This is a genomic window from uncultured Williamsia sp. (assembly GCF_947494875.1).
In the GTDB taxonomy this organism is placed as follows: Bacteria; Actinomycetota; Actinomycetes; order Mycobacteriales; family Mycobacteriaceae; genus Williamsia_A.
Genome location: NZ_CANLWM010000003.1, coordinates 338,574 through 353,564 on the forward strand (window position 1 = coordinate 338,574; position 14,991 = coordinate 353,564).

Below are 14,991 nucleotides of genomic sequence, written 5' to 3' on the forward strand. Positions count from 1 at the left end.
CATGTACGAGTACATCCACGACGGCGCCGAGATCTACCGGCAGTCGTTCGCGACCATCCGCGGCGAGGCCCGCCTCGACGGGCTCGATCCGGAGACGGAGAAGGTCGTCGTCCGCATGATCCACGCCTGCGGTCAGGTCGATCTCGTCGACGACGTCCGGATCACCGACGACGCCGTCACGCGCGGTCGGGCCGCGCTGCAGGCCGGCGCACCCATCCTCTGCGACGCGACGATGGTCGCCTCCGGGGTCACCCGTCGCCGACTGCCCGTCGACAACGACGTCGTCTGCCTCCTCGGGGACCCGCGCACGCCCGAACTCGCACTCGAGCTCGAGACCACCCGCACCGCCGCCGCAGTCCACCTGTGGGAACCGATGCTGGAGGGGGCGATCGTCGCGATCGGCAACGCGCCGACCGCCCTGTTCGCGCTGCTGGAACTCATCGACGCCGGATTCCCCCGGCCCGCAGTGGTGGTCGGCGCCCCTGTCGGGTTCATCGGCGCCGCGGAATCAGCTGCGGCGCTGGCGGACCGGAACGATCTGGACTTCATCACCGTCCTCGGTCGTCGCGGCGGGTCGGCGATCACCGCGGCCGCCCTCAACGCCCTGGCGAGCCCGGTCGAATGACGACGCCCGGGACACTGTGGGGCGTCGGGCTCGGACCCGGGGACAGCGAGCTGGTCACGGTGAAGGCCGCGCGGGTGATCGGCGACGCCGATGTCGTCGCCTATCACTGTGCGCAACACGGCAACTCGATCGCCCTCGGCGTCGCACAACCGTATCTGCGCGACGGCCAGCTGCGGGAGGAACTGCGGTACCCGGTGACCACCGAGACCACCGATCACCCCGGCGGATACCGAGGCGCACTCGACGAGTTCTACGCCGAGGCCGCTGCACGGCTCGCCGCGCACCTGCGCGCCGGCCGGTCGGTGGCGTTGCTGGCCGAGGGTGACCCGCTGTTCTATTCGAGCTTCATGCACATGCACAAGCGACTCGTCGACGAGTTCACCGTCGAGATCATCCCCGGCGTCACGTCACCGAGCGCGTCGGTCGCGGCGGTCGGGCTGCCGTGGGTCGAGGCCGACGAGACCACGACGATCCTGCCGGGAACACTCCCCCGGGACGAACTCGTCCGCCGCCTCCGTGACGCCGACGCGGTCGCGATCATGAAGCTGGGCCGCACGTTCGCCACCGTGCGGGAGGCACTCGAGATCGCCGGTGTCGCCGACCGGGCCTGGTATGTCGAGCGGGCCTCGACCGAGCGCCAGCGGGTGATCCCGGTCCGCGACGTCGACGCGTCGTCGGTGCCGTACTTCTCGATGGTCGTGGTCCCCGGACGCCTCAACGCCGTCGACACCGGGGCCATCGCGACCGACACCACTGCTTCGCGGCGGGTCTCGGTCGGTGAGGTGGTCGTCGTCGGGCTGGGACCCGGGGCCGACCGGTGGACGACTCCCGAGGTGACCGCGGAGCTCGCCCGCGCGACCGACCTGGTCGGGTACGCGACCTACCTCCGACGTGTCACGGCCCGACCAGGTCAGCGGGTGCACTCCAGCGACAACAAGGTCGAGTCCGAACGCGCCTGCATGGCATTGGATCTGGCGGCGCGGGGCGGTCAGGTGGTGGTCGTGTCGTCCGGCGATCCCGGCGTGTTCGCCATGGCGACGGCGGTGGTGGAGATGGCGGCCGATCCCGAGTGGTCGCACGTCCCCGTGCGCGTGGTACCGGGTGTGACCGCGGCCAGTGCGGTCGCCGCGGCCGTCGGTGCACCCCTCGGCCACGACTTCGCGGTCATCTCGCTGTCGGACCGGCTGAAGTCCTGGGACACCGTGGAGCGCCGCATCCGCGCCGCATTGGACGCCGATCTCGTCATCGCGATCTACAACCCCGCGTCGAGCGAACGGACCCGTCAGGTGTCGACGTTGCGCGACATCGTCGTCGAGACCGCCGGGCCGGACAGGGTTGTCGTCCTCGGTCGCGATGTCGGTGGTCCCACCGAGTCGGTCACGGTGACCACCGCGGGCGACATGGACCCGGGTGTGGTCGACATGCGCACCCTGCTGATCGTCGGGTCGTCGACCACCGCGGTCGTCGAACGCACCGCCGGCCGCGCGGTGTTCACCTCGCGTCGCTACGACGACCCGTCAGGATCTGCTGCACCACACCCATGACCTCGTCGGGGTCGCTGACCTCGTGGTCGGCCTCGGGCGTCGGTGGTCTACGCACCATCACGACCTCGAGACCGCGTTCCGCCGCGGCGATCAGTTTCGCCCGGGTCAGCTCCCCGCCGGAGTTCTTGGTGACCACGAGGTCGATCGCGTCGTCGCGCAGCAGCGCCCGTTCCGACTCCAGGTCGTAGGGACCACGGCTGCGCAGGATCCGATGGTGGGGTGGGAGGTCGGCGGTCGGCGGGTCGACGACCCGGACGAGGAACCACGCGGTGTCCACCGCGGCGAACGCGCCGACGTCCTGGCGGCCGGTGGTCAGCAGGACACGGCCCCCGCGCTCGGCGACCGTCGCCGCTGCGGCCGCGATGTCGTCGACGACGGTCCACCGGTCGGCGGGTCCGGGTTCCCAGGCGGGGCGTCGGACGGCGACGAGGGGCACGCCCGCGAGCCCCGCGGCGCGTACGGCGTTACGCGAGATCGTCTGTGCGAAGGGGTGAGTGGCGTCGACGACGACGGGACTGTCGTGCTCGTGCACCCACTCGGCGAGACCCTGGGGACCACCGAAGCCGCCGACACGGACCTCGCCGACCGGCAGCCGCGGCTGCGACACGCGGCCGGCGAGAGAGGACACGACCGGGATCTCGGCGTCGACGAGCAGCGCGGCGACCGCCCGCGCCTCACCCGTCCCACCGAGCAGCAGGACGGGACCGGCACCGGTCACGACGGTTTCGACAGTTTGGTCATCCGCGCGGCGGAGTACAGGTAGCTGTCGGGGAAGCCGGAGGCGCCGAGCACTCGCCCGACCAGGATCACCGCGGTCTTGACGACGCCGGCCTGTCGGGTGCGCTCGGCGAGGTCGGCCAGGGTGCAGCGCACGATCGTCTCGTTGTCGCGGCTGGCGAACGCGACGACGGCACAGGGGCAGTCGGCGCCGTAGGTGTCCATCAGGTCGGTCTGGACCGCGTCGACCTGCCGCGCCGCGAGATGGAGTGCCAGCGTCACCCCGGTGCGGGCGAGTTCGGCCAGGGTCTCCCCCGGTGGCATGTCGGTCGAGAGTGTCGACACGCGGGTGATCAGCAGCGACTGCCCGACACCGGGGACGGTGAGCTCGCGACCGAGCGACGCGGCGACGGCGGAGAACGCCGGGACGCCGGGGACGACGACGTGGTCGATGCCGACGGCATCGAGCGCGCGGATCTGTTCGGCCATCGCCGAGTAGAGCGACGTGTCGCCGGAGTGCAGGCGTGCGACGTCGTGACCGGCGTCGTGGGCGTCGCGGATGTGGCCGATGATCTCGTCCAACGGCATCCGGGCGGTGTCGACGAGGACGGCGTCGTCGGGACAGTGCGCGAGGACCTCCTGCGGCACCAGCGATCCCGCGTACAGGCAGGTGCCGCATCGCTTCAGGGTCTCGACGGCCCGCAGCGTGAGCAGGTCGGGTGCGCCGGGTCCGGCACCGATGAAGTGGACGGTCATCGATCCTCCGGTTTCCGCGCGATCCACTGCGTGACCGGCAGGACGGGCCGCCAGGTGGTCATCGTTCCCAGCGGTGATGCGGACTCGAGGTGGATCCGGCGCAGATCACCGCCGCGCGAACGCTGTTCACCGACGACGAGATGCTCGGACTCGACGGTGACCGCGTTGGCGACCAGACGCCCGCCGGGTCGCAGGGCCGCCCAACACGCGTCGACCATGCCGGGGTCGGTGAGGCCGCCGCCGACGAAGATCGCGTCGGGCACGGCGGCGGACGGAAACGACCCGGGCGCGGCACCGGCGATCGTGATCGACCGTGTGACCCCGTGGCGCGCGGCGTTCGTCGCGATCCGTCCCCGTCGCGCGGCGTCGGACTCGAATGTCCATGCGGTGCAACGACGATCGGCGCGGCACCATTCGACGGCGATCGACCCCGCACCGCCACCGATGTCCCACAGGGTCTCCCCCGCGGCCGGTGCGAGCGCGGCGATGGTCAGGGCACGCACACCTGCCTTGGTCAGCTGGCCGTCGTTGTCGTAGGCGTCGTCGTCCAGTCCGGCCGACCGGATCAGCGGTGGCCCGACGCACTCGACGGCGATCACGGCGAGTGGATCGCCACCCATGTCCGACCACACGTCGGCGGTGCCGGTGGTTCGTGACTCCCCCGGGCCGTCCAGGTTCGCCAACACGGTCAGCCTCGACGCCCCGAAACCGTTCGCGGCGAGCACGTGAGCGAGTTCCGTCGGGGTGCGGGAGTCGCGGCCGAGGACGAGCAGTCGTAGACCGTTGCCGGCCTCCGCCAGGACGGAGTCGACGGGATCGGTGACGACGGACAGGACCGTCGCGCGGGCGAGGTCCCACCCCATCCGTGCGGCGGCCAAGGTCGCGCTCGACACGGCGGGGAGCACACGGACGCGGTCGGCGCCGATCCGACGGACGATCGTGGCGCCGACCCCGTGGAACATCGGGTCTCCGCTCGCGAGGACATGCACCGTCCCTGACTCGCCGGCCAGCAGGGCGTCGAGGTCGTCGAGCATCGGTGTCGCCCAGGAGTGCCGGTGGGCGGTGACGGTGTCGGGGAGCAGATCGAGCTGTCGAGCGGACCCGGCGACCAGGCTCGCGGAGCACAGTTCGTCGCGCGATCGCGGTGTCAGACCCGACCAGCCGTCGGCGCCGACGCCGACCACCACGACCGAGGGATGGGTCATCGCGGCATCCGACGCCAGACCCCCTGCGGCAGAACGCGCATGACGGCGAACACCGGTCGCAGCGCACCGGGGATCCACACCGTACGACGTCCTCGACGCAGCGCCCGGACGACCGCCTCGCCGACCTGGTCGGCAGTGCTCGACATGGGGGCGGGGTCGACGCCGGACGCCATCAGGTCGCGGGTCATCGCACCGACGACGAATCCCGGCCGGGCGAGGAGCAGGTGGACGCCGCTGCCGTGCAGCGCATCGGAGAGCCCCGACGCGAAGCCGTCGAGGCCGGCCTTCGTCGAGCCGTAGACGTAGTTCGCCCGGCGCACACGGACTCCGGCAACCGAGGAGAAGACCACGATCGCACCGGACGCCTGCCGGCGCATCGCCTGGGCGAGGGGCGTGAGGACGCTGATCTGCGCGAGGTAGTCGGTGTGCGCGATCTGGAGGGCGTGCGCGTGGTCGGTCTCCGCGCGAGACGCGTCACCGAGGATCCCGAACGCGACCACCGCGATGCCGATTCGGCCGTGCTCGGCGACGATCGCGTCGATCAGCGCAGGATGCGAGTCGGTGTCGTCGGCGTCGAAGGCGACGTCGTGGACGGCGGCCGCCCCGGCGTCGGTCAGCAGGCGTCGTTGCTCGTCGAGGTCGTCGGGGCGGCGGGCCGCGAGCACGACGACAGCACCGTCGGCGACGCGTCGCGCCACCTCGATGCCGATCTCACTGCGCCCGCCGAACAGCACCACGACGCCGTCGGTGTTCGGGGGTCTGCGCAGCACCCGAGCATTCTCCCATCGGCGCGAGCGGGGTCAGGAGTCGGTGTCTCGGGGCTGCCGGAGCACCTGCACGACATCCCGGTAGAACTCGGTGATCAGAGAATCGGTCGCAGCCACGACGTTGCCGCGCTGAGGCCCCCCTCGGCCACCGATACCGGATGTCAGCGTGAGTGTGAATCGGCGAGGCGGCCGATCGTCACTCTCGACGAGGACTTGGGGGTCATCGCGCACGGTCGCCAGCTCGACCTGCCGCGGCCGCGCGGCGGACCTCGATGTCGTCGCCTGCACGAGCAGTTTGGCAGGGGCGTCGGGGATCTGCCGTATCAGTTGTCTGACTGCCGTGACCGCACGAGATGTCTGCGCCGCGTCGACCGTCGTGGAGCATGAGACCTTGTCGGTGCGGAGGTCCATCGACAGCGTCAGCGGTCCCACGGCGCCCGGGATTCGTAGCGAACCGAAGAGGATGCCGGAATCCGTCAGCTGTTGGATTCTGGGCGTGCTGTCGACACGGTTTCGCGGGAAGACGGGCTGGACGTCGACACCGAGAAGGCAGGACAGATCGTGTCCGATGTGTCGGATCAACTGGTCGAACTGCCGACAGACCCCGTCTGCGGCCTTGTCGCGGGGGTGCAGGGTCCGGTTCTTGACCCCGTCGCGAACATGCACCCAGTCCGGACCCATGTCGGTGAACCCCTGCAGCTTGGACTGGTCATGCAGCAGGTAGCGGACGAATTCCCGCAGCACCCACCGTTGCGTTGCGTCCTCCACCTTGTCATGCATCGACAGATGGATTGCCACCGAGCGGATCTCGTCCCACGAGAGATGCCGGACGGCGACCTTTCGCAGCTTCCGGCGGTCGATGTCCACGGGGATGTCGTCTCCCCCGGAAAGCAGCTGGTTGCTGACTGTGATGACAGTGTCGAAACCCTCGGCTCGAGCCAGATCCACGTACAGCTCGACCTGTTCGGCGGTGAGGGGGGCCGATGAGGTCTTGACCTCCACCAACGCTGTCCACACACGGGCGCCCCGGCGCACGCGAACGAGCCCGTCCGGCCGTACCGTCCTCTCCTTGAGGGTGAACTGTGGCTCGACGAACGTCTCGATCGTGCCTCCTATCGCCCCGCAGCGCCGGGTCAGTTCGCGTCCGAACTCACGAACCCCACTCATGACCGCGAGGAGAGCCGACGCCGACCGTCGCTCGCGCTCCTCTCCCTTCCCGATCCCCGACACGGAGAACAATCTCGCCCGATCCCACTCGTCGTCGTCGGCCAGCGAACTCGCGATGGACCAGTCGGGCAGTCGCGGCGGACGAGTCGGACGTCGTGCGACGGTGAGGCGGTTGGCCGGACCACTGCTCGATGGCTGATCCGTCGCCGTGGTGGCAGTGAGTTCTGTGGCCGCGACCTCGGTTTCAGTTGCAAGCTGGGTCGTGTCGGCGTCGGTTTCGGCATCGACCTCGACGCCGTGGTGGCGTGCGAATTCCGCCAGTCCGCCTGCATAGCCCTGGCCTACGGCGCGGAATTTCCACTGGCCGGCCTTCCGATAGAACTCTCCCGGGAGAATCGCCGTGATCTCCGGGTCCGAATCGGAGACGAACCGGGCGATGGGTTCCTCCTCCGGGGTCAGGTTCACCGACATCACAATCGGTCCGAGGACAGCCGACTCCGCGTCGACATCGACACTCGCGGCGAGGATCACCCGATCCACGTCCGGGTCCATCCGGTGAAGTTCAAGGGTCAACGTCGCGAGGCCGGAGTCGTCTCCTGCGAGGTCCAGGCGGATGGCCCCCTCGCTCGCAACAGGCTGGTTGTAGAAGACGAAATCCGAGTTGTCGCGGACCGAACCGCCCGCATCCACCAGCAGCGCGCTGATGTCCGGCCGTGAACCGGCTGCGTTCTCCGCGCCCGAATCGAGAAGGACGCTGCACTGCAGTGTTTCGGCGTCAGTGCCCACAACGAGATTCTCACCGGGTTGTAGAACACGTGATTCGGACATTCGCCGACTATCGCACAGGTGCCCGACGGCCGGTGCAGGTCTCGGCGCGCGCGAGCCGGGTCCTGCCGGTCGTTACGCTGACCGAGTGCCCCGCGACGCCTCCGATCTCACCGACGCCGCCCTCGAGTTCCTCACCGATCGGCATCTGGCGAGCCTCGTGACGCTGCGTGCCGACGGAACGCCGCACTCGGTGGCGGTGGGGGTCACGTACGAGCCCGAACGTCGGCTGGCGCGCGTCATCACGGTCGAGGGCAGCCAGAAGGTGCGCAACGCAGAGCGATCGGGCTACGCCGCTGCCACCCACGTCGACGGCCCGCGCTGGCTGACGTTGGAGGGTCCGGCGCGGGTGAACCGCGATCCCGACGGGATCGCCGAGGCGGAGCGTCGGTACGCCGCCCGCTACCGCCAGCCGAAGCCGAACCCGCGTCGCGTCGTCATCGAGTTCGAGGTCACGCGCGTCCTCGGGTCACGCACCCTTCTCGGCGAGAAGGACTGAGCCGACGCCGTTTCCGCCCGGTCGGCGTGCAGTTTCCGCCCGCTCGGCGGGATCGAGTGCACGATCGGTGAGTTCTCGCGGGGTCAGACGACAGTGAGACCGTGGGGGCGGGCGTTGACCGGTTCGCAGCCGTCGGCAGTGACCACCACGATGTCCTCGATGCGGGCGCCCCACTCGCCGGAGAAGTAGATCCCCGGTTCGATCGAGAACGCCATCCCCTCGGTGAGGACGGTGCTGTTGCCCGCGACGATGTAGGGCTCTTCGTGCACCGAGAGCCCGATCCCGTGACCCGTGCGGTGGATGAACGCGTCCGCGAGGCCGGCCTCGGCGAGCACCGATCGGGCGGCGGCGTCGACCGACTGGGCTTCGATCCCCGGTCGCACCACGTCGACCGCTGCCTGCTGGGCCCGTTCGAGGATCGCGCAGCGCTCCGCGATCTCGTCGGCCGGGGTCCCGACGCTGTAGGTGCGGGTCGAGTCGGAGAAGTACCCCGGTGCGACGGGTCCGCCGATGTCGACGACCACGACGTCGCCGGACTCGATGACCCGGTCGGAGACCTCGTGGTGCGGGTCCGCGCCGTTGGGCCCGGAGCCGACGATGACGAACTCCGCGTGCGAGTGGCCCTCGGCGACGATCGCAGCGGTGATGTCGGCGGCGACCTCGCGCTCGGTGCGCCCTGGGGCCAGGAAGCCCGGCACCTGCGCGTGCACGCGGTCGATCGCGGCACCCGCCCGTCGCAGCGCGTCGATCTCGGCGTCGTCCTTCGTCATGCGCAGCAGACGCAGCACGTCGGTCGCCAGCACCGGCACGGCCTCGTTCCGGTCGGCGAGGGGCAACAGGTGCAGCGCCGGGACGGCGTCGGAGACAGCCAGGGAAGACCGCGCCGACACTCCCTGCAGGGCGAGGCCATAGGGGTCGTCGCCGTCGACCCAGTCGCGGGTCGCGATACCCAGGTCACCGACGGCCGACGCCCGCAGGGCAGTCAGTTCGAGGCGCGGGACGACCACCCACGGATCGCCGGCGGACGGCACGACGAGCGCGAGCAGTCGTTCGAAGGTGCTGGCACGCGACCCCGTCAGGTAGTCGAGGTCGGGGCCGGGTCCGATGATCAGAGCGTCGAGCCCCGCCTCACGGGCGTGGGCGGCGGCGCGGGACAGGCGGTCGGCGTACACCGGGGAGGGGAATCGTGACTCGCTCATGACCTCCAGCCTGTCACGGCCGCAGGGGGTCCGCGTTCTGGCACAGTGATCCACCATGGCCGCTCCCCTGATGCTGCTCGACGGCGCCAGCCTGTGGTTCCGCGCGTTCCACGGGATCCCCGAGAAGATCACCGCGCCGGACGGCCGCCCGGTCAACGCCCTGCGCGGGTTCCTCGACATGATCGCGGTACTGGTCGAGCGGGAACACCCGCGACGGCTGGTGACCTGCCTCGACGTCGACTGGCGTCCGGACTTCCGGGTGGCGCTGATCCCCTCCTACAAGGCGCACCGCGTCGCCGAGGTCGTTCCCACGGGCGACGGGGAGGAGTTCGTGGAGGAGGTCCCGGACACCCTCACCCCGCAGGTCGCGATGATCGCCGACGTCCTCGCCGCCGCCGGTATCGCGAGCGCCGGTGCCGTCGACTGCGAGGCCGACGACGTGATCGGCACCCTGGCCGACGCCGAGACCGACGACCCGGTGGTGGTCGTCAGCGGCGACCGGGACCTGCTGCAGGTCGTCCGCGACGATCCGGTCGCGGTGCGGGTGCTCTACGTCGGGAAGGGCGTGACGCGGGCGGAGAAGTTCGGGCCCGAGGAGGTCGCCGAGAAGTACGGGGTGCCGCAGCAGCACCCGGGGAGCGCGTATGCCGAGTTGGCGATCCTACGCGGCGACCCGTCGGACGGACTGCCCGGTGTGGCGGGTGTCGGAGAGAAGACGGCCGCGAAACTGCTCCGCGAGTTCGGCGACCTCGACAGGGTGCAGGAGGCCGCCCGCAATCGCGACAAACGCATCTCGGCGCGCATCGCCGCGTCGATCACCGACGCCCACGACTATCTCGACGCCGCGCGCACCGTGGTGTTCGTCCGCACCGACGCCGACGTCGCGTGGGAATCCGGTTCGGCGCCCGCACCGGTCCCCGCCGGCCCCGCCGACGCCGACGCGCTCGCGGCCCTCGTGGAGGAACTCGGGGTCGGGTCGTCGGTGAACCGTCTGGCCGCGGCGTTCGGCTGGGACCAGCGCTTCTAGTCCACGCCGATCTCGCGGGCGCGGATCAGTTCGGGGCCGGCCGTCCGACCTGGTAGGTGCCGTTGTCGTCGAGGAAGGTGACGGTCACCTGCTGCTGCGCTCCCGCGATGCTCACGCTGCAGCGGAAGCTCGACCCCTTCTGCACCCTCTGACCGTCCGGGCAGCTCACCGTCGAGACGTCGGTGGCCTGGTAGTCACGGACGAGCACCGACTTCACGCCGCTCTCCGCCGCCGAGCGGGACAACTCGGTCGTCACCAGGAACCCCGGCGCCCAGAACGCGGTGATCGCGAGGATCACGACGACGAGTGCGACCACACCGCCGATCGCGGCGAGCAGCTTCGGTCGGCGACCCTTCGACGGGGCCATCGAGGCGAACGCATCCTGACCCGCCGCGGGGGCCTGGCCGTAGGGCTGCTGCGTCGTGGGTGCCTGACCATAGGGCTGTTGTGCGGTGGGCGCCTGGCCGTAGGGCTGTTGGCCGTACTGCGGCGGCTGTCCGTATCCCTGTTGGCCGTACTGGGGCGGCTGCTGGCCGTATCCCTGCTGGCCGTATCCCTGCTGGCCGTACCCCGGCTGGCCCCACGGTGCCTGTCCGGGGGGCGGACCGTACTGCGGTGGAGGTTGCTGACCGTAGGCAGGTTGTCCGTACTGGCCCTGATCGGACGGCCGCGAGGGGTCCTGCCATGCTCGCGTCTGGTCGTCGGGGCCCGGTGTCTGGGGGTCGGTCATCGAGCCCTCCCGCACTGTCGTCACGCTGCGCCCGCACCCGTGCGCGGACGCCCTGGTCGCGACCGAAGATACCGCACCCACCCCCACCGTCCCGGGAGCTCCGGCGTGCGCGGCGTGGACCCGACGAGCGGGTCAGCCGATCTCGACGGCCACCACTCCGCGGGTCACGGCGCGGCTCGCCGCCCGGGCGGTCGTCGCGACCGGGGTACCGGCGGCGGCGATGCGGATCTGCTCGAGCAGGTCGATCACCTGACGCGACCAGCGCACGAAATCCCCTGCGGGCAGGGGCCGCCCACGATCACCGGCGACGGCGAGCACCTCGGCGAGGGGTCGTCCGGACGCCCAGAGGTGCATCGCGAGCGCGAACCCGGCGTCGGGTTCACGGGTCACCGACACGTGGTGGCGCTCCTCCACGACCGACAGCGCGCGCCACGCCCGATGCGTGGCGGTGAGGGCGTCGCGGACGGCGTCGTCACCCGTCACGAGATCGGCGCCGGCGTAGGCGTCGCGGCGGGACTCGTAGACCGTGGACGACACCACCGCGGCCAGCTGCGGCGCCGTCAGCCCCTCCCAGATGCCACCGCGCAGGCACTCGCAGATCAGCAGGTCGCTCTCGCTGTACACGCGCGCCAGCGCGGAGCCGGACGCGCTCACCGTCAACGAGTCGTCGTCGCGAACGAGGTACCCCAGGTGCTCGAGCACGCCCACCACACGATCGAACGTGACCGACAACGTCGACGTCCGGGTGCGGACCGCGTCCACCAGTCCGTCGAGATCCCGCTGGACCCGCGCACGGCGTTCCGCGAGCCGGAACAACTCGTCGGATCCGGCGATGTCGTGACCCGGGTGCGACCGCAACCGGGCCCGGAGGTCGGCCAGCTGGGCGTCGTCGGCGGCCGGGGCACGCTTCGCAGGACGGCCGCGGGGCATCTCGATCCCGGTGTTGCGCAGCGACGCCGCGAGGTCCCGTCTCCCTCTGCCGGTGCGGCGGTCGACCTGCTTGCCCAGGCGCATGTCGCCGAGGACCTCGGGCGGGTTGACGAAGTCGCGAGCTCCCACGCGGCCGCACCAGGCGTCCTCACACAGCACCAGCGGCCTCGGGTCACGGCGGTCGGACGCCTGCTCGACGACGACGGCGAGTCCGCGGTGACGCCCACCCCGCAGAGCGATGACGTGCCCCCGCTTCAGGCCGAACAGGTCGTCGACGACGGAGTCCTGGCGGTCCATCCGTGTCCGGAACTTCAGGTCACGTTCCCGCGCCCGGATGGTCTGCCGCAGGCGCATGTACCCGAAGAACCCGGCGTAGGGATCGGCGTCGTCGGGCGCGGGGTCGAGGGTGCCCGCGTCGATCCCGACGGTCGCCGCGCGGCCGGTGAGTTCGGCGTCGACCGTGCGCAGCGTGGCCCGGGTCGCGTCGATGCGTCGGTGCTGACCGACGACAGACCGGTCTGCCTGAAACTGCGCGAACGACCGCTCGAGGAGGTTCTTGGCGCCGTCGAACCCGACGCGGTCGATGAGGTTGACCGCCATGTTGTACTCCGGCGCGAACGAGCTGCGCAGCGGGAAGGTGCGCGCCCCGGCCAGTCCCGCGACGCGACCAGGGTCGAGTTCGGGCGACCAGACGACCACCGCGTGACCCTCCACGTCGATGCCGCGACGGCCGGCACGCCCGGTCAGCTGGGTGAACTCGCCCGGCGTCAGGTCGACGTGGGCCTCGCCGTTGAACTTCACGAGGCGTTCGAGGACCACCGACCGCGCGGGCATGTTGATGCCCAGCGCCAGCGTCTCGGTGGCGAAGACGGCGCGCACCAGACCGCGGACGAACAGTTCCTCGACGGCGTGGCGGAACGCAGGGAGCATCCCGGCGTGGTGCGCGGCGAACCCGCGGGCCAGCGCCGACGCCCACCGGTCGACCCGCAGCACCTCACGGTCGGCGTCGGACAGCTCGCCGACATGCTTCTCCACCACCGCCTCGACCTCACCGGCCTCGTCGGGGCGCAACAGCGTCAACCCCGACCGCAGGCACTGGTCGAGGGCGGCGTCGCACCCCGCCCGGGAGAAGACGAACGTGATCGCGGGCAACAGCCCTTCGCGGTCGAGCCGGGCGATGAGATCGGGACGGGACACCACCGCACCGGTGCGGACCCCGCCGCGACCGCCCTGACGGCCGCGTCCGGAGCGCGATCCGCGCCCGTGGACACGGTCGTGGTCGTCGACCATCTCGCGCTGTTTGATGTACCGGCTCAGCTCGGGGTTGACCTCCGGCTTGCTGCCGGGGCGGGAGCGGCGGTCGAACAGGTCGATGATGCGGTTGCCGACCATCATGTGCTGCCACAGCGGGACCGGCCGGTGCTCGTCGACGACGACGGTGGTGTCGCCGCGGACGGTCTTGATCCAGTCGCCGAACTCCTCGGCGTTGCTCACGGTGGCCGAGAGGCTGACCACCTTCACCGCCGGCTCCAGGTGCAGGATGACCTCCTCCCACACCGCCCCGCGGAAACGGTCGGCGAGGAAGTGCACCTCGTCCATGACGACGTGCGACAACCCCTGCAGCGCAGGCGAGTTCGCGTAGATCATGTTGCGGACGACCTCGGTCGTCATCACGACGACCGGTGCGTGCGGGTTGATCGACGAGTCGCCCGTGAGCAGTCCGACCGCGTCGTGACCGTGAACGGCGACCAGGTCGGCGTATTTCTGGTTGCTCAGCGCCTTGATCGGGGTCGTGTAGAAGCACTTCGACCCGGCCCCCAGCGCCAGGTGGACGGCGAACTCACCGACGATCGTCTTCCCGGCGCCGGTCGGTGCGCACACCAGGACACCGTGTCCGTCCTCGAGCGCCGAGCACGCGGCGAGCTGGAACGGGTCGAGGGCGAAGTCGAGCCGTTCGGTGAACTCGTGCAGGCGCGGCCGGTCGGCGGCGAGGGCAGCGGTTCCGGCGGCGTCAGAGGACGTCATCGAGATCCGACGCGCTGACGGGTCGGCGCGACGTGGTCACCGGACTCGCCGACACGGGACCGCTCGCGGCCACCGACGAACTCGCGCCGACCATCTCGGGGCGATGGTCCAGCGGCGATGCCTCCTCGTCGGACAGGTGGTCCCAGTTCTCGCCTTCCCGACGTGCCTTTCGGCGGTCGTGGATGCGGGTGAACTGCACCGCGAACTCGAACAGCACCGTCAGCGCGAGCGCGAGCGCGAGCATGGTGAACGGGTCGGACCCCGGGGTGACGACGGCGGCGAACACGAAGAGCCCGAACGTCAGTCCCCGTCGCCACGCCTTGAGACGCGCATAGGTCAGCACACCGATGAGGTTCAGCGCGATGATCAGCAGCGGCACCTCGAAGCTGACGCCGAAGATGATCAGCAGGTGCAACATGAACGAGAAGTACTGGTCGCCGGCGAGGGCGGTGACCTGCACGTCGTTGCCGACGGTGAGCAGGAAGTGGAAGGCCTTCGCGACGACGAGGTACGCGAGGATGGTCCCGGTGACGAAGAGGACCGCCGCCGCGGCGACGAAGGTCAGTCCGTAGCGGCGTTCGTGCTGGTGCAGGCCCGGGGTGATGAACTGCCACAGTTGGTAGAACCAGATCGGACAGGCCAGCACGGCCCCGGCGGTCGCACCGACCTTGATACGCAGCATGAACTGGTCGAACGGGCCGGTGGCGAGCAGCCGGCATTCGTCGCCGGGTGTCAGCGTGGCGCGGGAACTGGCAGGCAGCGAGCAGTACGGCCCGCGGAGCAGTTCACCGAGCGACTCGATGTGGAAGACGCCGTGCGAGTACCAGACGAACCCGATGATCGTCGTCAGTGCGATCGCGATCAGCGAGATGAGCAGTCGCTTGCGGAGCTCGTAGAGATGCTCGACGAGCGACATGGTGCCGTCGGGGTTGACGTGCCGCCGACGACGGCGCGGATCCAGGGGTATGCGGACCA

General features: G+C 70.5%; 13 protein-coding genes. 4 read left to right on the forward strand and 9 right to left on the reverse strand.

The window, feature by feature from the left end; genetic code table 11:
• The first annotated feature begins 1 nt into the window (after window position 1).
• Window positions 2-625 carry a precorrin-8X methylmutase gene (locus tag Q1A98_RS09785; protein WP_299572845.1) on the forward strand — a complete coding sequence of 208 codons (624 nt, stop codon included), beginning with the start codon at window positions 2-4 and terminating at the stop codon, window positions 623-625.
• Complete coding sequence (locus tag Q1A98_RS09790) at window positions 622-2,169, forward strand: precorrin-2 C(20)-methyltransferase (RefSeq protein ID WP_299572578.1); 1,548 nt, start codon at window positions 622-624, stop codon at window positions 2,167-2,169. The genes Q1A98_RS09785 and Q1A98_RS09790 overlap by 4 nt, the downstream gene beginning before the upstream one ends.
• On the opposite strand, the gene Q1A98_RS09795 is transcribed toward Q1A98_RS09790, so the two are convergent.
• From Q1A98_RS09795 to Q1A98_RS09815, 5 genes are read right to left on the reverse strand one after another with little or no spacing between them, the layout of a single operon-like run.
• On the reverse strand, window positions 2,117-2,887 hold the full coding sequence (locus Q1A98_RS09795; protein ID WP_299572580.1) for a cobalt-precorrin-6A reductase: 771 nt from the start codon (window positions 2,885-2,887) through the stop codon (window positions 2,117-2,119). The two genes, Q1A98_RS09790 and Q1A98_RS09795, sit on opposite strands and share 53 nt — an antisense overlap.
• Entirely contained in the window at window positions 2,884-3,642 is a 759-nt protein-coding gene (gene cobM, locus Q1A98_RS09800) for a precorrin-4 C(11)-methyltransferase (protein ID WP_299572582.1), read from the reverse strand. Before cobM ends, Q1A98_RS09795 begins: the two co-directional genes overlap by 4 nt.
• Window positions 3,639-4,847, reverse strand: coding sequence for a precorrin-6y C5,15-methyltransferase (decarboxylating) subunit CbiE (gene cbiE / locus Q1A98_RS09805; RefSeq protein ID WP_299572584.1), 1,209 nt, complete (start codon window positions 4,845-4,847; stop codon window positions 3,639-3,641). Before cbiE ends, cobM begins: the two co-directional genes overlap by 4 nt.
• Window positions 4,844-5,617 carry an SDR family NAD(P)-dependent oxidoreductase gene (locus tag Q1A98_RS09810; protein WP_299572587.1) on the reverse strand — a complete coding sequence of 258 codons (774 nt, stop codon included), beginning with the start codon at window positions 5,615-5,617 and terminating at the stop codon, window positions 4,844-4,846. Before Q1A98_RS09810 ends, cbiE begins: the two co-directional genes overlap by 4 nt.
• 30 nt (window positions 5,618-5,647) lie before the next feature.
• Entirely contained in the window at window positions 5,648-7,609 is a 1,962-nt protein-coding gene (locus Q1A98_RS09815) for a TerD family protein (RefSeq protein WP_299572588.1), read from the reverse strand.
• A gap of 85 nt (window positions 7,610-7,694) precedes the next feature.
• On the opposite strand from Q1A98_RS09815, the gene Q1A98_RS09820 reads away from it, so the two are divergent.
• Window positions 7,695-8,105: a pyridoxamine 5'-phosphate oxidase family protein gene (locus tag Q1A98_RS09820; RefSeq protein WP_299572590.1), complete on the forward strand. Its 411-nt coding sequence runs from the start codon at window positions 7,695-7,697 to the stop codon at window positions 8,103-8,105.
• Window positions 8,106-8,188: 83 nt separating this feature from the next.
• Here the strand turns inward: Q1A98_RS09820 and Q1A98_RS09825 are convergent, their stop codons facing one another.
• Entirely contained in the window at window positions 8,189-9,304 is a 1,116-nt protein-coding gene (locus tag Q1A98_RS09825; protein WP_299572591.1) for a Xaa-Pro peptidase family protein, read from the reverse strand.
• Window positions 9,305-9,374: 70 nt separating this feature from the next.
• Here Q1A98_RS09825 and Q1A98_RS09830 point away from each other — a divergent pair, with 70 nt between their 5' ends.
• Window positions 9,375-10,331 carry a 5'-3' exonuclease gene (locus tag Q1A98_RS09830; protein WP_299572848.1) on the forward strand — a complete coding sequence of 319 codons (957 nt, stop codon included), beginning with the start codon at window positions 9,375-9,377 and terminating at the stop codon, window positions 10,329-10,331.
• Window positions 10,332-10,356: 25 nt separating this feature from the next.
• On the opposite strand, the gene Q1A98_RS09835 is transcribed toward Q1A98_RS09830, so the two are convergent.
• From Q1A98_RS09835 to tatC, 3 genes are all read right to left on the reverse strand, one after another.
• Window positions 10,357-11,061 (reverse strand): DUF4333 domain-containing protein, encoded by a 705-nt coding sequence (locus Q1A98_RS09835; protein WP_299572593.1) that lies wholly within the window; start codon window positions 11,059-11,061, stop codon window positions 10,357-10,359.
• Between the two features lie 132 nt (window positions 11,062-11,193).
• Window positions 11,194-14,016, reverse strand: a complete 2,823-nt coding sequence (locus tag Q1A98_RS09840) for a DEAD/DEAH box helicase (protein ID WP_299572595.1) — start codon at window positions 14,014-14,016, stop codon at window positions 11,194-11,196.
• On the reverse strand, window positions 14,003-14,932 hold the full coding sequence (gene tatC / locus Q1A98_RS09845) for a twin-arginine translocase subunit TatC (RefSeq protein WP_299572850.1): 930 nt from the start codon (window positions 14,930-14,932) through the stop codon (window positions 14,003-14,005). The genes Q1A98_RS09840 and tatC overlap by 14 nt, the downstream gene beginning before the upstream one ends.
• Between the last annotated feature and the right edge of the window lie 59 nt (window positions 14,933-14,991).